We start from the raw sequence: 16,063 nt of genomic DNA, 5'->3' as shown, positions 1-16,063 counted from the left end.
TTTGCCGGTGACTTCTCCTCGAATTCGTTCAAGAATGGCGTCGGTTTGGACCGGGCATACCCGGCAACTTCCACAGGCGACCACCCGCGAGGTATCTCATGAAATCACTGAAACTCATCGGTCTGGCATTCGGCGCATCGATCGCGTTGTCGAGCGCGGCATTCGCGCAGGATGTCAGCATCGCAGTCGCAGGTCCGATGACCGGCGGCGAGTCCGCCTTCGGCCGCCAGATGAAGAACGGCGCCGAGATGGCCGTGGCCGATATCAATGCCGCCGGCGGCGTCAACGGCAAGAAACTCGCGCTCTCCGTCGAGGACGATGCCTGCGATCCGAAGCAGGCGCGCTCGGTCGCCGAGAAGATCGCCGGCGCGAAGATGCCGTTCGTCGCCGGGCACTATTGCTCGTCGTCGTCGATCCCCGCATCCGAAGCCTATGCCGACGGCAACGTGCTCCAGATCACCCCGGCTTCGACCAATCCTCTGTTCACCGAGCGCAAGCTCTGGAACGTGGCACGCGTCTGCGGCCGTGACGATCAGCAGGGCCTGATCGCGGCGCAGTACATCGCCAAGAACTTCAAGGGCAAGAACATTGCGATCCTCAACGACAAGACCACCTACGGCAAGGGTCTTGCGGACGAGACCAAGAAGGCGCTCAACAAGGCCGGCGTCACCGAGAAGATGTACGAGTCCTACAACAAGGGCGACAAGGACTTCAACGCGATCGTCTCGCGCCTGAAGCGCGACAACATCGATCTCGTCTATGTCGGCGGCTACCATCAGGAGAGCGGCCTGATCCTGCGTCAGATGCGCGACCAGGGTCTCAAGACGGTGCTGATGGCCGGCGACGCACTCGCCGACAAGGAGTACGCCTCCATCACCGGTCCGGCCGGCGAAGGCACCCTGTTCACCTTCGGCCCCGATCCGCGCAACAAGCCGACCGCCAAGAAGATCGTCGATGCCTTCAAGGCCAAGAACATCGACCCCGAAGGCTATACGCTCTACACCTATGCGGCGATGCAGGTCTGGTCGCAGGCGGCCAAGAAGGCCGGCACCACCGATGCCAAGAAGGTCATGGAGGCGATGAAGGCCGGCAAATGGGACACCGTGATCGGCCCGATCGAGTATGACGCCAAGGGCGACATCAAGCAGATCGACTACGTCGTCTACAAATGGGATGCCAAGGGCGGCTACACCGAGATCAAGGGCAGCGGCACCTAACGCGTCGGCCTCAGGGCCGCCATCCAAGCATCATCACGCCCCGGCTCGTCCGGGGCGTTCTTCTTTTGGGCAAGGGCTTTTTTGGACAAGGATTTTGGGCAAGGGTCAGACGGCTGCGGGCAGTTCGCCGCCCGCCGCGGCCTGGGCCTTCCGCAGCGCTTGCAGGAGATCGTTCGGTCGAAACGGTTTTTGCAGGCAGACCACGTTGGCAAGGTGAGGCGATTGATCCATGAAATCCAGCGTCGTCATCCCGGACACCGCGATGATCGGAAGTCCCGGCGCGCGCTCGCGCAGGCTCGCGATGACGTCGACGCCGCTGGTGTCGCCAAGGAAGATATCGACGATCGCCGCGTCAAACGGGCTTTCCGCGAAGGCGTTCAGCCCGGCCGCGCCGCTTTCTGCCTCCACGACCTCGAAACGATGGACCCGAAGCACGATCCCGACCATCGCGCGGACGTCCTTCTGGTCGTCGATGACGAGAACGCGGGGCATAGGGAACAACTCCCGGATACAGGGATCAAAATCGACGATTCAGACCTGGAACCCACGACGGCGGAAGGGCATTATGGCACCGTCCAGTAAATCGCATCTTACCCGATCCCTATTCCTTGGTCCCACCAGAATTAAGAAATCTGTAACCTTCGGTTGAGTCGCGGCCGCAACAGTCCAGAATGTGCGACCGTAACCCGCTACCATAGCGCTGGCCTGCGGGGATTTGAATGACGTCGATGAAGATGGCGAAGACCGGTCTGCGAGAGGTGGACGTGCCCGCAACGATCGACCGCAGCACATTCCTTTCGACCCTGCCGGCCACCTCGACCGACCGCACCGCTGCATTGGCGGTCGTCGGCATATCCGCGATCCTGTTCGCGTTGACAGTCCCCTTCGCGGGGACCCCGCTCCTGCCGGTCCCGGGCTTTGTTGCGAGCTATCAATCGGCCCTTGCCGTGAGCGACGTCGTGACCGCCGTGCTGCTGCTGTCGCAGTTTTCGGTCCTGCGGACCCGCGCGCTGCTGTGGCTCGCGAGCGGCTATCTGTTCACCGCCGCGGCGGCGCTGGTTCATGCCCTCACCTTCCCCGGACTGTTCACCCCGACCGGACTTCTTGGCGCGGGCCAGCAAACCACGGTCTGGCTCTACATGATCTGGCACGCCGGCTTCCCGATATTCGTGCTGGGTTATGCCTGGCTGAAGGAGGCCGACGGCGGTGCCAGGATCCGCGGCACGACGATCGGGGCGATCTACAGCATCGTGTTCGGCGTCGTTGCCGCCATGGCCGTCTTCGCCTGGATCGTCACCGCCCAGCACGATCTGCTCCCGGTCCTGCTGCGCGACGGCCGCTACACGCCGACCATGATCGGCGTGGTGTCCTTCGTGTGGTCGCTCAGCTTTGCCGCCCTCGTCTCGCTCTGGTTCCGCAGGCCGCACTCGGTGATCGACGTCTGGCTCATGGTCGTGATGTGCGCCTGGCTGTTCGACATCGCGCTCTCGGCGATCGTGAACGTCGCGCGCTTCGATCTCGGCTTCTACGCCGGCCGCCTCTACGGGCTCGGCGCGGCGACCTTCGTGCTCGCGGTGCTCCTGGTCGAGAATGTCCGCCTCCAGGCGCAGACCGCGAGCATGGTCGGCGCGCTGAAGCGCCGATCGGACGCCGAGCGCGACTATCACGCCGAGCGCGAGCGGCTGTTCACCGCCGTCGTCGAATCCTCCAACGACGCCATCATCACCAAGTCGCTCGACGGCACCATCACGACCTGGAACAGCGCGGCCGAGCGCGTCTTCGGCTACTCCGCCGATGAGGCGGTCGGCCGTTCCATCGACATCATCATGCCGGACGATCAGCGTGACGACGTCGCCGAGAACCTGGCTCGCACCCGCAACGGCGAGGTCATCGACCAGCAGGAGACAGTACGGCTGCACAAGAGCGGCCAACCCATCGACGTGGTGCTGAGCCAGGTCCCGCTGCGATCGACCGAGGGCCGGATCATCGGCGCGTCCAAGGTGGCCCGCGACGTCACCGAGCGGAAGCGAGCGGAGATGGCGCTCAATCGGGAGATCGAGGAGCGCCAGCGCATTTTCGAGACCTCGCAGGACCTGATCCTGGTCACCGACGGTTACGGCAATTTCATCCAGGTCAGCCCCAGTGTGAAGGACATCCTCGGCTTCAGCCCAGACGACATGGTCGGGCACAGTGCGATCGAGTTCATCCACCCTGATGACCTCGAGAGGACGCGCAGCGAGATGCGCGCGGCCCGGCGCGGCGCGGTCAAGCGCAGCTTCGAGGCGCGCTACTATCACTACGACGGTCACGAGGTCACGCTGAACTGGATGGGCACCTGGTCCGAGCCGGTGAAACGCCATTTCTTCATCGGCCGCGACCTCACCGAGAAGCAGGCCGCCGAAGCCCAGCTCCGGCAGGTCCAGAAGATGGATTCGATCGGCCAGTTGACGGGCGGCGTCGCCCACGACTTCAACAACGTGCTGACCGTCATCACCGGCACGATCGGCATCCTGTCGGATGCGGTCGCCGACCGGCCCGAGCTCGCCGCCATCACCAAGCTGATCGACGACGCCGCCGAGCGCGGCGCGCAGCTGACCAAGCATCTGCTCGCCTTCGCCCGCAAGCAGCCGCTCCAGCCGCGCGAGATCGACGTCAACGCGCTGATGCTCGAGGCCGCCAAGCTGCTGCATCCGACGCTGGGCGAGCAGATCACCATCATGCCCCAGCTCACCGAGGATGCCTGGCCGACGCTGGTCGATCCCGGCCAGCTCTCAACCGCCATCCTCAACCTCGCGCTGAACGCGCGCGATGCCATGCCCGACGGCGGCACCCTCGTGCTCGAGACCCGCAACGTCTTCCTCGACGACGGTTATGCCAGCATGAATCCCGACATCGTTGCCGGCAATTACGTGATGATCGCGGTCAGCGACACCGGCAGCGGAATTCCGGCCGATCTGATCGAGCGGGTGTTCGATCCGTTCTTCACGACCAAGGAGGTCGGCAAGGGCACCGGCCTCGGGCTCAGCATGGTGTTCGGCTTCGTCAAGCAGTCCGGCGGCCACATCAAGATCTACAGCGAGGAAGGCCACGGCACGAGCGTGAAGATCTACCTGCCGCGCTCCACCGGCGTGCAGGAAACCGAGTTCGAGGCGCTCCAGAACGCGCCCGTCGCCGGCGGCAGCGAGAAGATCCTGATCGTCGAGGACGACGCGCTGGTACGGCAATATGTCGTGACCCAGATCAAGAGCCTCGGCTATGCCGCGCTCGAAGCCGGCAACGCGGCCGAAGCGCTCACCATCATCGACGCGGACAAGGGCATCGACCTGCTCTTCACCGACGTCATCATGCCGGGCGCCATGAACGGCCGTCAGCTCGCCGATGAAGCGGCCCGCCGCCGCCCCGACCTGAAGACGCTGTTCACCTCGGGCTACACCGAGAACGCCATCGTCCATCACGGCCGGCTCGACTCCGGCGTGCTGCTGCTGGCCAAGCCCTACCGCAAGTCCGAGCTGGCCAAGATGCTCAGGACCGCGCTGGCGAGTTGAGCCTGCGGCATCTCTGCGCTATCGCAGAAGCGAACTCCTCATCAGCGCGCGAGGCCACCTTGAAAAACCTTCTCACCGACATCGCCGGCGTCCGCGTCGGCCATGCCGAGGATGCCAAAGTCGCCTCCGGCGCGACCGCGATCATCTTCGATTCCCCTGCGGTCGCGGCGATCGACGTCCGCGGCGGCGGTCCCGGCACGCGCGAGGACGCGCTGCTCGATCTCGCCAATACCGTCGAACGCGTCGACGCGATCGCGCTGTCGGGCGGCTCCGCCTTTGGCCTCGACACCGGCGGCGGCGTGCAGGCCTGGCTCGCCGAGCAGGGCCGCGGCCACCGGGTTCGCGAAGCGCTGATCCCGATCGTGCCGGGCGCGATCCTGTTCGATCTCCTCAATGGCGGCGACAAGGCCTGGGGACGCTTTTCGCCCTATCGCGACCTCGGCTACGCCGCGGCAGCCGCCGCCGGCACGGACTTCGCGCTCGGCAGCGTCGGCGCGGGCCTCGGTGCCACCACCGCGACGTTCAAGGGCGGGCTCGGCTCAGCCTCGGGCGTGACGCCTGGTGGCGTCAAGGTCGCGGCGATCGTCGCCGTCAACGCGGTCGGCAGTGTCACCGTCGGCGACGGGCCGTGGTTCTGGGCGGCGCCATTCGAGGTGGACGGCGAATACGGTGGACGCGGCCTGCCCGACAAGTTTACGGACGACATGCTCCGCATGCGCATCAAAGGCGGTCCCGCAGCGAGCGCGCGCGAAAATACCACCATCGGGGCCGTCGTCACCGATGCGGTGCTGACCAAACCCCAGGCCAAGCGGCTGGCGATGATCGCCCACACCGGCTTTGCCCGCGCCATCTATCCGGTGCATGCACCGACCGACGGCGACGTGCTGTTTGCGGCGGCGACCTGCGAGAAGCCGATCGAGCCGCTGGTCGGCCTCACCGAGCTCGGCACCGTCGCCGCCAACGTGGTCGCGCGCGCGATCGCACGCGGTGTCTATTGCGCGACGGCGCTGCCGTTCGGCGGCGCGCAGCAGGCGTGGCGGGACCGGTTTGGTGGGTAGTTAAACGCCCGTCACACATCCGGTGTCATCGCCCGGCGAAGACCGGGCGATCCAGTATTCCAGAGACGGTTGTGATTGAACCGGAAGGCCGCGGCGTACTGGATGCCCCGCTTGCCGCCTACGCTAAAGCTTCGGCGCCGGGCGATCTCAACCCCGGCGAAGCCTTGGCGTAGCCGGGTCGCGGGGCATGACAGCGTGATGTGCCGAGAGAGCGCTCTTAGCTCATACGCTCATCGACATCGACGAGCCGGCGGTGGCCGGGGCGCCCTGTCCCTGCCCGCCTTGCCGCTGCATCAACTGTGCGAACAGATCGTAAGCCGAATTAGCGGAGGACTTGGAGGCGCCCGGCACCGTCGTCGACATCTTGAAGCCGTCGGCGTAGGTGACGGTGGTGGTGGTCGAGCCGTCGGCCGCAGTCGTCGTGGTCGAAGTCGATCCGCCGCTCGGCTTCGAGGAGGAATCCGATCCGTCGCCCGATCCGCCGGCACCCTGGGCGTGGTGGTGACCGTGATGGCCGCTCTTCAGCGCTTTCGACATCTCGTCGAGGCTGACGCCGCCGTCGGTATTCGAATCCAGCTTCGAAAACACGTCATCGGCCCGCGCCAGGTTGGTGCCGCCAGCTCCCAGCGCGGTCTCGAATTCCGCCTTGGTGATGCTGCCGTCACCATCGGCATCGATCTGCGAGAACAGGTGCTTCAGCGCGGCGTCCCGGCCCGACGAGGTCGAGGACGTCGAGCTCGACGAGGTCGAGGTGGTCGCGCTGCTGCTGCCGTCCGAGGACTGGCTTTGCGCGGCGAACAACGCGTTCATCGTCTCCGACGATATCTGCGGATATTTGCCTGCATTGACCGACGAGGTCGCGCCGCTCGTGCTGTTGCTGCCGCTATCGATCGCGAACGGATTGGTCGGCGCGCCTTGCGACGATCCCGTCTTGTGGGTCGAGGACGACGGTTTCGAATTCGTCAGCGACTGGATCGCGTCGAGCGCGCTCGAGACGGCACCAAGGGCAAACAACATTGCACAACTCCAACCGATGCGGCATGCCGCGGTCAATGTTCCGGGGAGGACGTCAGCAAGCGTCGTGCCAGCGCGAAAAGCTCAATGAATTCCGCTTCCAGCGCGCCTGGCGCGGCCCGGCAATATCGGCAATTCGTGCCGGAGACGGCAGAAATTTCCGCCCACAGGAAGCGCACCTGTCCTGCATTGCCCGCCACGGAGGCCCATGTTAGGCGAGGCCCATTCCTCTTTCGGCCGCGACGGGAAACAGCGTCATGACCCAAGCCTTCACCCCCCGCCCCCTGGCAATCGCCCCCTCGATCCTGGCCTCGGATTTCTCCAGGCTCGGCGAAGAGGTGCGCGCGGTGGACGCCGCCGGCGCCGACTGGATCCATCTCGACGTGATGGACGGACACTTCGTCCCGAACATTTCCTATGGCCCCGACGTCATCAAGGCGATGCGCCCGCACAGCAAGAAGGTGTTCGACGCGCACCTGATGATCTCGCCTTGCGATCCCTATCTCGAGGCCTTCGCGAAAGCCGGCTGCGACCACATCACGATCCATGCGGAAGCAGGTCCCCATCTGCACCGCTCGCTCCAGGCGATCCGCGCGCTCGGCAAGAAGGCCGGCGTCTCGCTCAATCCGGGCACGCCCATCAGCGCGCTCGAATACGTCCTCGACCTGGTCGATCTCGTGCTGGTGATGTCGGTCAATCCCGGCTTCGGCGGCCAGGCCTTCATTCCCTCCGCGATCGGCAAGATCCGCGACATCCGCGCAATGACGGCGGGTCGTCCGATCGACATCGAGGTCGACGGCGGGGTCGGCCCCGACGTCGCGGGCGCACTCGCCGCTGCCGGCGCCAACGCCTTCGTCGCCGGCACCTCCGTGTTCAAGGGCGGCACGCAGGACGCCTACAGGAGCAATATTGCCGCGATCCGCACCGCGGCGGCAACGGCGCGCGGCGAGGCCATCTGACGGCCATTCGCGGTCCGAACCGGCCTTGCGGCCGCTGCGACCAACGGGAATGGATGAAATCCGCGCCACTCCGTTTTCCGCAGGCCTGCGGCGTCTGTGCATCGAGGCCCTGCAGGACGGGGAGCAGGTGGTCTGGCAGGGGCGGCCCGACGGCGTCGCCCGCATGATGATGTGGCGATTTCTCTGGTGGATCGGATTCCCCTGGCTGTTGCTGACCGTCATCGCCATCAGAAACGGTTGGATCGACCGGGCCGGCCAACCTCTCGTGATGCTCGGAGTTGCGATGGTTGCAGCCCCGCTGGTGATGCTGCTGCAAGACCTGCAGACGCTCTATCTGATCACCGATCGCCGCGCGCTGATCCTGCGAACGGCCTGGGGCAGACGGGCGGTCAGCCAGACACCGTTCCAGGCGATGGACGCGGACTTCGAAATCCTCGACATCGGCGGTGGAGCCGGTCACCTCAACTTCGCGTCAGGGCGATCGACCCGTTCGTCCGATACCGACTACACCGGCCGCTGCGGATTTCGCTTTGTTCGAGACGCTCCGCGCGTCCGCGATATCCTCGCAGGCGCGCGCACAGGCAGGATGCGGCGGCTGCACGCGCGAAAACCTGCGGCTTCTACGGGCGCCGCAGCGCGCGATGCCTAAAATTGTCCCTGCGACCCGTACTCATCCGGGCTTCACTGATTCGCGCAAATCACCGCTACTGGCTCCTGCCTGCTTTTGACGGGAGCACATCATGACGACGACCCTGGTTTGGACTGGCGTGGCGTTGTGGCTTGGTTTCAGTGGATTTGTTGTGTTTGGCCCATCGGTCGGACCGGAGAAGGTTGCGGCACGTTCCGCCCGCACCAATCACCTTCGTCGCCGGGGCTGACGTCCATGCAGATCGCGCTCGTAAAACGTCAGCCGAAGCGCAGGTGCCGGATTCCGCGTCGCCCGCATCCGAGCCTCGATGATTTCTTCGGCCGCCTCGAGCGCGCCGACGGCGCGATGGTCGACGATGCCGGGCTCGACAATTAGGAGCTCGACCATTCGTTTCCCTCGCAGCGCCGACACTGAGAACCTTCTTTTCGGATCGAATCCATGAAACCGCATTGCCCGAACTGCCTGAAGGAAATGACCAAGGCATCCGCGTCGCGTAACCTGTTCAACTGCGAGCCATGCCGCGAGATCATCCAGTATTTCGGCGGCAGCGCGGATCATTGCGAGCCCGGTCCGCAATTCTCCTGGCCGATCCGCCGCCAGCGCTCCGGCCACACCGCCCACGCGGCCTGATCTCACCCTCGAAACGCCAGGCGCAACCTATCCCGCCGCCTCGTCGGCGCTTGCATCGTCCGCATCCGCAGCCATCCGCGGCGGCCGCACCACGGTGACGGTGCAGGCCGCTTCCGCGGCCACCTTGGCCGAGACGCTGCCGAGCAGCGTGCGCCTGAACGAGCCCTGCCGCGCACCGATGATGACGTGGTCGACGTGGTTGACCTCGGCGAATTCCAGGATCGCCGCGGCGGGATCGACCGCCTCCAGCACATGAGCCGACAGCCGGCTCTCGTCCAGCTTCAGCGGCGTGGCCCAATGCCGGAGCGCCACCAGCCGGTCGATATGCTTGTTGGAGCCCTGCTCATCCAGCGTCCGGTCGATCGCGATGCGGTTGAGCTTCAGGACGTTGAGGCAGGCAAGCCGCGCCGAGGGCAGCGTGGCGAGAATGCGCTCGGTGGTGACGCGCAGCGCCTCGTTCAGCTCTGGCGCGCCTTCCGCCGTGTCGAGCGCGACCGCGAGGATCGGGCTCGACGCGATCTGGGCTGCGACATCCGATTTCGCATGCGGCTGCATGACGCCCTGGTTGAAGCGGCGCCGCCAGGCGACGCTGAGGGGGTCGCGTTTCATCCGTTCCGAGCGCGTCGTGAGCCTGACCTGGTCCGGATGGGTCAAATCGAAGGCGAGCTGGGACGCCGTCGGATAGCGCCGCACCGGCTCGATCTCGAGACACCGCAGCACCACCTCCTGGAGCCAGGGCGGATAGTCGGCGCGCAGTGCGCGCGGCGGATGCGGATCGCGCCACAGCCGGCGCCGCATCGCGCGCAGCGTCTCGCCCTCGCCGAACGGCCGCTCGCCGGTCGTGAAGAAATAGAGCAGCACGCCGAGCGAGAACAGGTCGCTGCGCGGATCGTCGCGTACACCCAGGAGCCGCTCCGGCGCCATGTAGGGCGCGGTGCCGTAAGGCAGGCGGAATTCCTCCTGCAAGAGATCTGGCAGATGGTTGTGGTGCGACAGGCCATAGTCGATCAGCACCGCCTCGCCGGACTCGCGGAACATGATGCTGCTCGGCTTGATGTCGTGATGGATCACGTTCTGCCGGTGCAGATCGGCGAGCGCGGTCGCGATCTTTGCGACCAGCAGCCGCGCTTCCTCGTATGGCAGCGGCAGGTCAGCCAGCCGCTTGTAGAGTGTGGTCCCGGCGATGCGCTCGATCACGACATAGGCCTGGTGGGCGAAATCGCCGGTGCCGAAACACGAGGGCACGTGCGGGCCCGCGAGCCGTGGCAGGATCATCATCTCCATCTCGAAGGAAACGATCGCGGCGGGGTCCTCGCCCTCCGATACCCGCGGAATCTTCATCAGCAGCGGGACGTCGATGCCGGGATGGGTGACGGTCCACAGCGTCGCCATACCGCCGGCATGAACGCACTCGCCGATGGTGTAGCCGTCGATCACCGCGCCCGATTTGACCAGGGGTTTCGGCATCGCCGTCAACGTCCCTGCGACAGCCGGTCGGCGAGCCAGGGCGGCAGGCCGTTCTCGCGGATCTTGTTCGCAGCGCTCGCGATATCGTAGGGCACGCGGCAATATGTGATCTGGCACGAGACCGTGTCGAACAGCACGAAAGATGCGGACGGATCGCTATCGCGGGGCTGGCCGACCGAGCCGAGCACCGCGAGCCATTGCCGTCCGCGCAGGAGCTGCACCGGGACGTCGGTCTTCGGCACGAAGCTCGTCATCTTCGCCGTCACCGACATCGAATAGAGCGCGGGACGATGGATGTGGCCGCAGAAGGTGACACGGGCGGAGGTCGATATCAGGCTCTTGGCGGCATCCGCCGTCGAGCGGACGTAGTGCCAGCGCTGCGGACTGGAGGCTTCCGAATGCACGAACAACCGGTCGCTGTCCTCCACCAGCATCGGCAATTCGGCGAGGAACCGCCGCTGCGCGGTGTCGAGCCGACCGCGGGTCCATTCGATCGCGATCTGCGCTTCGGCATTCATGGTCTCGGCCGAGGAATTCACCGCCTGGTCGTGATTGCCGCGCACGGCCACGGCACCCCCGGCGACGAGCTCCATCGCTGTATCCACGACCCATTCGGGATCGGCGCCATAGCCGACGAAATCACCGAGCAGGATGAACCGCTCCGCGCCCTTCGCACGGGCAACCTTCAGGCAGGCTTCGAACGCCTGCCGGTTGCCGTGGATATCCGATAAGACAGCGAGAAGCACGCACCCTCCACCCTCAGGTTCTTATCGAAAGCCGATAAGGCCAAATTGAGGGACGTCAACAGGATGCGCCAGCGCGGGGCCGTTTTCCAGCGTGCCCCCGCCGCGATGGTCAAGGGTCTATTGCTCGTCCTTCGGCGGCATCCGGGGCGGCGGCAGCGGCGTGAACACGACGCCTTGCGCGCCGGCCGGCGGGGCGGTGAATTCGCCGGTCGAGGAATCGCCGCCGCTGGTCTCCAAAATGGTCTTGGGCGTCACATATTCCCGGACCATGTCGATCAGGCTGCCGTCGCCACCGCCGAAATCCGCGGCGCGCCCGCCTTGCGGATGCCCGGCCGCGATCTCGTTCTGTGCGGCATGGGTCTTGTCGGCCAGCCGGTCGTCGTAGGGCACGCGGAAGGCCCGGGGGATGCCGCTCGGACGATTGTCCTCATCGAGCTGCTCGACCCACAGATAGATCGAGCCGGGATCCCCCTCAAGCGAATGCGGCTCGACGATGCGGGCCTGGAGCAGCTTGAAGGTAGCCGGCAGCCGCTCGGTGCTCGCCCAGCCGAGCAGCCCGCGCATTTCGGTGAAGCTGACGACATAGAAGGCGCTGGTCACGACCACCGCGACGGCCTTCAGCGACCAGTGCAGCCGCGCATAGACCAGCACGACCAGCAGCAGCGCACCGATGACGGCATAGGCGACCGACAGCGTCAGGATGACCGTTTGCAGGTTACTCACGGCGCACCCTCACCCGCGTCCTCGGGTCGATATCGGCGCCGTTGCGCCAGCTATTGCGGAACGTCTCCAGCAGCGATTTCGGCCGCTGGTCCACGTTGACGACCTTTCCTTCCGCATCGAGCCGGAACCGCACCGCGGTCTTCTCGTCGCCGGTGTGGTCGAGCGTGAACTTGTTGTCGAAGACCACCTGCGCGGTCGGATTGAGCTTCTGTACCTTCACATTGGCCGTGACGGGCTCGCCGGTCGTCGCCACGAAATGCGAGACGTTGACGGTGTATTCGCCGGCGACAATGCCGCGCACGGTGACGATCTCCTCGCGGATGGGCGAGGCGATCTTCTTGCCGGCGACCATGATGAAATCGTTGGCCCCGCCGCGATCGTCGCGGTCGAGCGTGAGGAAGCCAGCCTCGCGGTGGCGATACCAGGCGATGTTGCCGGCGGGATCCTGCACGAACAGGTCGAGATCGTCGGGGTGGTTATCCGGCCAGTCAAGCGTGATCATGAACTCGGCCTTGGAGTCGATCTTTCCGTCCTTGGCGTCGGGAGAGACCGCGAGGAGCGCGAGGAAGAACAGGAACGCGATCACCTGGAGCGCCTTGAACAGCATCACGCCGAGCGGATCGAACGGCTCCTCGCGCGGATAGAGACCGAAATCATCCATCATGACGGGGTTCCGGCACCCTTGCGTTCCAGCACCGGCGTCACATAGGTCTCGGTCAGCACCACCGCATCCGAGAACACCTGCTGGGTCGCGGCATCCAGCATGTAGTACTGGATGCGGACCAGGATCGAGCCGACGAGACCCGCCAGCGTCGTGTACATGGCCACCGCCATGCCGTCGCTCATCAGCCCCATCGAGGAGCGCATCGCGACCTTGTCGGCGGCGTCCAATCCCGCGATCGGCGCCAGCATGATGATGAAGCCGATGATGGTGCCGAGCAGGCCGAGCTTCATCAACGTGTCCGAGACGAAGGCGCCGAAACCGTTGGAGCCGCGCAGCCGGTCGGCCAGCGTCCGCAGCAGCAGCGTCTGGTCCACCGGGCGGTAGTCCTGCGCGGCGGCCTTGGTGACCAGGCTGTCGATATGATCCCGCACCAATCCGCGCGGTAGTGCGGTCGCGCTCGCATCGAGCACCTTGCTGCCATCGGGCGCCGCGAGCACCGCCCGGCAGCGCCTCGCCGCCGCTCCCTCGCGCGCGATCGCCCGCGTGCGCAGGAAGCAATGGCCGCAGGTGACGACATAGAGCAGCGCGATCACGCTGGAAATGTAGGTGCGGTCCGAGGTCAGCATCAGGTGGATCAGGCCGAAGCGCCACAGCAGCACGACGGCGAAGACCGACAGCCCGGTGAAGATCATCCAGAACAGCAGCGCGCTGCGCTCGGAGGGGTCGGCAGCAGACCCCGCGATCGGCCCAATCGTCATCGAACTCATGCTGCACCGCTCCTGAGCTTGTTCCTCACCGATTAGATCAAAGCCGCCGCGCCCGGTCCAAAGAGCCATGCCCAATCCGGCTTGGGAAATTTGCCCGAGCTGCGATCCTGCCGTTCCCTGCGATTGGCAAGGCGCGGCGGCGTTGTTAGGCTGACCTTACCAAACTTTGGGGTGATCGCATGCGCCTCGTGCTTCAGCTTGTCGCCCGTCTGCTGCTCATCGTGGCGCTCTGCCTTGGCGCCGCGACCGTATGGGCCACGTTCGACGCCTATCGCAGCGTCGACCGGGCGACCGCGGCGTCGGCGCAGCGGGTCGCGCAGGCGCTTCAGGCGCTGTACTGGCACGAGCTGTTGTTGCGCAGCAGCAGAGCGCGCGAACATCTGCTGCCGGTTCCGGAGTGGCGCACGCTGGACACGATGAAGCTGATCTCGCCCGGCGTCTGCGTCGAGTTCCAGCCCGCCGCCGCATTCGAAAAGCCGCTCTGCGGCCAGAGCGAGGGGCTCGGCAAGACGCCGCCGCGCTGGTTCGCATCGATCGTGCCGACCTTCCTCGGCAGCCACGCCGAGGTGGTGCGGCCCGTCAGTCCGCGCGCCGCGGCCGCCGGCACGGTAGTTGCGACGCCCGATGCCGCGGCCGCGATCTCGCTCGCGTGGGACTACATCCTCAACGTCATCGACGTTGCGCTGCTGATGGCGGCGGCGATTGCGCTGCTGGCATCGCTTGCGATCGCGCACACGCTGGCGCCGGCGCGCACGATCGTCACAGCACTCCAGCGCATGGCACGCGGCCATTATCGGACAAGACTGCCGCGCTTCCGCTCGATGGAGCTTGCGATGATCGGGGGCGCCGTCGGCGAGCTCGGCACCCGGCTGGAAGAAGCCACCGAACAGCGCGCGGCGCTGACGCGGCGGCTGATCGAGATTCGCGACGACGAACGCCGCGCGCTTGCCCGCGAGCTGCACGACGAGTTCGGCCAAAACCTCGCGGCCATCCTCGCTTTCGCCAACACCATCGAGACGGCGAGCGCGAAGGAGAAAAGCGATAACGGCATCGTGCAGGATGTGCGGATGATCTCGCAGGCCACGCATCATCTGATGGCCTCGCTGCGCGATGCCCTGAAACGCCTGCGCAATCCCCTGCCCGAGGAGCTTGGACTGGAGGCAAGCCTCGTCAATCTCGTCGACAGCTGGCGCTCGCAGAGCGCGGCGCGGCCGACCATCCAGCTCGACCTCAGGGGCGATCTCACCGACATCAGCGGCGCGGCCGCCACCACCGCCTATCGCGTTGCCCAGGAATGCCTGACCAACGCGCTGCGCCACAGTTCGGCACGCGAGATCTCCTTGCGCGTCGAGCGGCGCGCCGGCGAGGACGACGCGCTGCTGATCCGCGTCGAGGACGACGGCGGCGGCGATGCGGAACGCGTCGCACAGTCGGCCGGCTTCGGCCTCACCGGCATCCGCGAGCGCGTCGCAGCCGCCGGCGGGTCGCTCTCGATCCTGCCGGCCAGAGGCGGCCTCAGCGTCGCCGCCACCATCCCGCTCGCCGCGTGAGGCCGACATGAGCGAGGTTGCGGCAACAGGCATCTCCGTGCTGCTGGTCGACGACCACCCCATCGTCCGGCAAGGCTACCGGCGCGTGCTGGAAAGCCAGGGCGATCTGCATGTCGTGGCGGAGGCCGACAACGCGGCAGATGCCTACGGCGCCTTCAAGGCGCACGACCCTGACGTCGTCGTGCTCGATATCTCGATGCCCGGTGCCAGCGGGCTGGAGGCGATCCGCAACATCCGCGCGCGCAGCCCGCGGGCGCGCATCCTGGTCTTCACCATGCACAACGAGGCCGTGCTGGTGAAGGCCGCCTTCAGCGCCGGCGCCTCTGGCTTCGTCACCAAGAGCAGCGAGCCGTCCGCGGTCGTGAATGCGATCCGCAGCGTCGCCCGCGGCGAGCGCGCCATGAGCGACGACATCGCGCATGTCCTGGCCGAGGACAGCCTGTCGCCGACCGGTTCTGTGCTGGATCAACTGGGCGAACGCGAGATCGAGATCCTGCGCCAGTTCGCCGGCGGCGCCATCACCGAGCAGATCGCGACGCATCTCAATCTCAGCGTCAAGACGGTGCAGAACTATCACTATCTGATCAAGACCAAGACCGGCGCACGCACCGATGCGCAACTGGTGCGGCTTGCGGCGAGCTGCGGGCTGACGAGAATCTAGCAGCGGGGCTGTCGGATTCCTCGAGCGACGTGTTGCTCTTGAATCTGCTGAGCGGGATGGAACAGAGGCCATCTAGCTCCGGTTAGTAGTAGAGTGGAGGAATCGCCATGAGTAAGGCTCATCACAAGGCAGTCGACCATCCCCCGATCATCACCGTAGGCGAGCTCATCGACGAACTTTGCCGCTTGCCCGATACGGCCGTCGTCCACTTCCACTGCCCCATGCTCGAGCAGGAGCTGACATTCTACCGGCTTCGAAAGCGGTCAAAGGATGTCGTCGAAATCGCAGTCAATGCATATCCGGAGAGCCCGCCGGTCGTTCCAACAGCCAACGGCGCGTTTCACCCGCGCAGGCACGCAACTGCCTCACCCTCCGTCCGTGAGGGCGCGCTTCTTCACAAGGCCAGAGGTTGA

The 16,063-nt window shown here is 65.8% G+C and carries 17 protein-coding genes; 10 read left to right on the top strand and 7 right to left on the bottom strand.

The window, feature by feature from the left end; all coding sequences use genetic code 11:
* Window positions 1-98 precede the first annotated feature (98 nt).
* On the top strand, window positions 99-1,217 hold the full coding sequence (locus tag A3M7_RS0138750; RefSeq protein WP_027548686.1) for a branched-chain amino acid ABC transporter substrate-binding protein: 1,119 nt from the start codon (window positions 99-101) through the stop codon (window positions 1,215-1,217).
* A 105-nt stretch (window positions 1,218-1,322) separates the two neighbouring features.
* On the opposite strand, the gene A3M7_RS0138745 is transcribed toward A3M7_RS0138750, so the two are convergent.
* The gene (locus tag A3M7_RS0138745) at window positions 1,323-1,709 is read right to left on the bottom strand and encodes a response regulator (protein WP_027548685.1); all 387 of its coding nucleotides are present in this window, start codon (window positions 1,707-1,709) and stop codon (window positions 1,323-1,325) included.
* A 227-nt stretch (window positions 1,710-1,936) separates the two neighbouring features.
* Between A3M7_RS0138745 and A3M7_RS0138740 the strand changes: the two genes are divergently transcribed.
* Both A3M7_RS0138740 and A3M7_RS0138735 read left to right on the top strand, forming a co-directional pair.
* On the top strand, window positions 1,937-4,762 hold the full coding sequence (locus A3M7_RS0138740; RefSeq protein ID WP_084302902.1) for a PAS domain S-box protein: 2,826 nt from the start codon (window positions 1,937-1,939) through the stop codon (window positions 4,760-4,762).
* Between the two features lie 59 nt (window positions 4,763-4,821).
* Window positions 4,822-5,820, top strand: coding sequence for a P1 family peptidase (locus A3M7_RS0138735; RefSeq protein ID WP_027548683.1), 999 nt, complete (start codon window positions 4,822-4,824; stop codon window positions 5,818-5,820).
* Between the two features lie 222 nt (window positions 5,821-6,042).
* Here the strand turns inward: A3M7_RS0138735 and A3M7_RS0138730 are convergent, their stop codons facing one another.
* Window positions 6,043-6,837, bottom strand: coding sequence for an EF-hand domain-containing protein (locus tag A3M7_RS0138730; RefSeq protein WP_027548682.1), 795 nt, complete (start codon window positions 6,835-6,837; stop codon window positions 6,043-6,045).
* Between the two features lie 254 nt (window positions 6,838-7,091).
* On the opposite strand from A3M7_RS0138730, the gene rpe reads away from it, so the two are divergent.
* The 4 genes from rpe to A3M7_RS50120 all read left to right on the top strand — a co-directional run bounded on the left by rpe (window position 7,092) and on the right by A3M7_RS50120 (window position 9,072).
* The gene (gene rpe / locus A3M7_RS0138725) at window positions 7,092-7,793 is read left to right on the top strand and encodes a ribulose-phosphate 3-epimerase (protein ID WP_027548681.1); all 702 of its coding nucleotides are present in this window, start codon (window positions 7,092-7,094) and stop codon (window positions 7,791-7,793) included.
* Between the two features lie 49 nt (window positions 7,794-7,842).
* The gene (locus tag A3M7_RS0138720) at window positions 7,843-8,442 is read left to right on the top strand and encodes a hypothetical protein (protein WP_027548680.1); all 600 of its coding nucleotides are present in this window, start codon (window positions 7,843-7,845) and stop codon (window positions 8,440-8,442) included.
* Between the two features lie 234 nt (window positions 8,443-8,676).
* Complete coding sequence (locus tag A3M7_RS50125) at window positions 8,677-8,817, top strand: hypothetical protein (RefSeq protein WP_198033897.1); 141 nt, start codon at window positions 8,677-8,679, stop codon at window positions 8,815-8,817.
* 63 nt (window positions 8,818-8,880) lie between these two features.
* Window positions 8,881-9,072: a hypothetical protein gene (locus A3M7_RS50120; protein ID WP_027548679.1), complete on the top strand. Its 192-nt coding sequence runs from the start codon at window positions 8,881-8,883 to the stop codon at window positions 9,070-9,072.
* Between the two features lie 27 nt (window positions 9,073-9,099).
* Here the strand turns inward: A3M7_RS50120 and A3M7_RS0138705 are convergent, their stop codons facing one another.
* The 5 genes from A3M7_RS0138705 to A3M7_RS0138685 form a co-directional block, all read right to left on the bottom strand.
* On the bottom strand, window positions 9,100-10,539 hold the full coding sequence (locus A3M7_RS0138705) for a bifunctional serine/threonine-protein kinase/universal stress protein (protein ID WP_027548678.1): 1,440 nt from the start codon (window positions 10,537-10,539) through the stop codon (window positions 9,100-9,102).
* Between the two features lie 5 nt (window positions 10,540-10,544).
* Complete coding sequence (locus tag A3M7_RS0138700; protein ID WP_027548677.1) at window positions 10,545-11,285, bottom strand: metallophosphoesterase; 741 nt, start codon at window positions 11,283-11,285, stop codon at window positions 10,545-10,547.
* Between the two features lie 117 nt (window positions 11,286-11,402).
* Window positions 11,403-12,008: a hypothetical protein gene (locus A3M7_RS0138695; RefSeq protein ID WP_027548676.1), complete on the bottom strand. Its 606-nt coding sequence runs from the start codon at window positions 12,006-12,008 to the stop codon at window positions 11,403-11,405.
* Entirely contained in the window at window positions 12,001-12,672 is a 672-nt protein-coding gene (locus tag A3M7_RS0138690; RefSeq protein WP_027548675.1) for a hypothetical protein, read from the bottom strand. Before A3M7_RS0138690 ends, A3M7_RS0138695 begins: the two co-directional genes overlap by 8 nt.
* Window positions 12,669-13,439 (bottom strand): MotA/TolQ/ExbB proton channel family protein, encoded by a 771-nt coding sequence (locus A3M7_RS0138685; RefSeq protein ID WP_027548674.1) that lies wholly within the window; start codon window positions 13,437-13,439, stop codon window positions 12,669-12,671. The genes A3M7_RS0138690 and A3M7_RS0138685 overlap by 4 nt, the downstream gene beginning before the upstream one ends.
* Before the next feature lie 179 nt (window positions 13,440-13,618).
* On the opposite strand from A3M7_RS0138685, the gene A3M7_RS0138680 reads away from it, so the two are divergent.
* From A3M7_RS0138680 to A3M7_RS0138670, 3 genes are all read left to right on the top strand, one after another.
* Window positions 13,619-14,989, top strand: a complete 1,371-nt coding sequence (locus A3M7_RS0138680) for a sensor histidine kinase (RefSeq protein WP_027548673.1) — start codon at window positions 13,619-13,621, stop codon at window positions 14,987-14,989.
* Between the two features lie 7 nt (window positions 14,990-14,996).
* Window positions 14,997-15,650: a response regulator transcription factor gene (locus A3M7_RS0138675; protein ID WP_027548672.1), complete on the top strand. Its 654-nt coding sequence runs from the start codon at window positions 14,997-14,999 to the stop codon at window positions 15,648-15,650.
* A gap of 107 nt (window positions 15,651-15,757) precedes the next feature.
* Window positions 15,758-16,063 carry a hypothetical protein gene (locus A3M7_RS0138670; RefSeq protein WP_027548671.1) on the top strand — a complete coding sequence of 102 codons (306 nt, stop codon included), beginning with the start codon at window positions 15,758-15,760 and terminating at the stop codon, window positions 16,061-16,063.

Source organism: Bradyrhizobium sp. WSM2254 (assembly GCF_000472645.1).
Classification (GTDB): Bacteria; Pseudomonadota; Alphaproteobacteria; order Rhizobiales; family Xanthobacteraceae; genus Bradyrhizobium; species Bradyrhizobium niftali.
This window is presented reverse-complemented; position numbering and strand designations above follow the sequence as displayed.

What these genes read in the sequence shown, in the direction of transcription:
- A3M7_RS0138750 (WP_027548686.1), top strand. Translation starts at nt 99, where the DNA reads ATGAAATCACTGAAACTCATCGGTCTGGCATTCGGCGCATCGATCGCG.
- A3M7_RS0138745 (WP_027548685.1), bottom strand. Translation starts at nt 1,709, where the DNA reads ATGCCCCGCGTTCTCGTCATCGACGACCAGAAGGACGTCCGCGCGATG.
- A3M7_RS0138740 (WP_084302902.1), top strand. Translation starts at nt 1,937, where the DNA reads ATGACGTCGATGAAGATGGCGAAGACCGGTCTGCGAGAGGTGGACGTG.
- A3M7_RS0138730 (WP_027548682.1), bottom strand. Translation starts at nt 6,837, where the DNA reads ATGTTGTTTGCCCTTGGTGCCGTCTCGAGCGCGCTCGACGCGATCCAG.
- rpe (WP_027548681.1), top strand. Translation starts at nt 7,092, where the DNA reads ATGACCCAAGCCTTCACCCCCCGCCCCCTGGCAATCGCCCCCTCGATC.
- A3M7_RS0138720 (WP_027548680.1), top strand. Translation starts at nt 7,843, where the DNA reads ATGGATGAAATCCGCGCCACTCCGTTTTCCGCAGGCCTGCGGCGTCTG.
- A3M7_RS50125 (WP_198033897.1), top strand. Translation starts at nt 8,677, where the DNA reads ATGCAGATCGCGCTCGTAAAACGTCAGCCGAAGCGCAGGTGCCGGATT.
- A3M7_RS50120 (WP_027548679.1), top strand. Translation starts at nt 8,881, where the DNA reads ATGAAACCGCATTGCCCGAACTGCCTGAAGGAAATGACCAAGGCATCC.
- A3M7_RS0138705 (WP_027548678.1), bottom strand. Translation starts at nt 10,539, where the DNA reads ATGCCGAAACCCCTGGTCAAATCGGGCGCGGTGATCGACGGCTACACC.
- A3M7_RS0138690 (WP_027548675.1), bottom strand. Translation starts at nt 12,672, where the DNA reads ATGATGGATGATTTCGGTCTCTATCCGCGCGAGGAGCCGTTCGATCCG.
- A3M7_RS0138685 (WP_027548674.1), bottom strand. Translation starts at nt 13,439, where the DNA reads ATGAGTTCGATGACGATTGGGCCGATCGCGGGGTCTGCTGCCGACCCC.
- A3M7_RS0138680 (WP_027548673.1), top strand. Translation starts at nt 13,619, where the DNA reads ATGCGCCTCGTGCTTCAGCTTGTCGCCCGTCTGCTGCTCATCGTGGCG.
- A3M7_RS0138675 (WP_027548672.1), top strand. Translation starts at nt 14,997, where the DNA reads ATGAGCGAGGTTGCGGCAACAGGCATCTCCGTGCTGCTGGTCGACGAC.
- A3M7_RS0138670 (WP_027548671.1), top strand. Translation starts at nt 15,758, where the DNA reads ATGAGTAAGGCTCATCACAAGGCAGTCGACCATCCCCCGATCATCACC.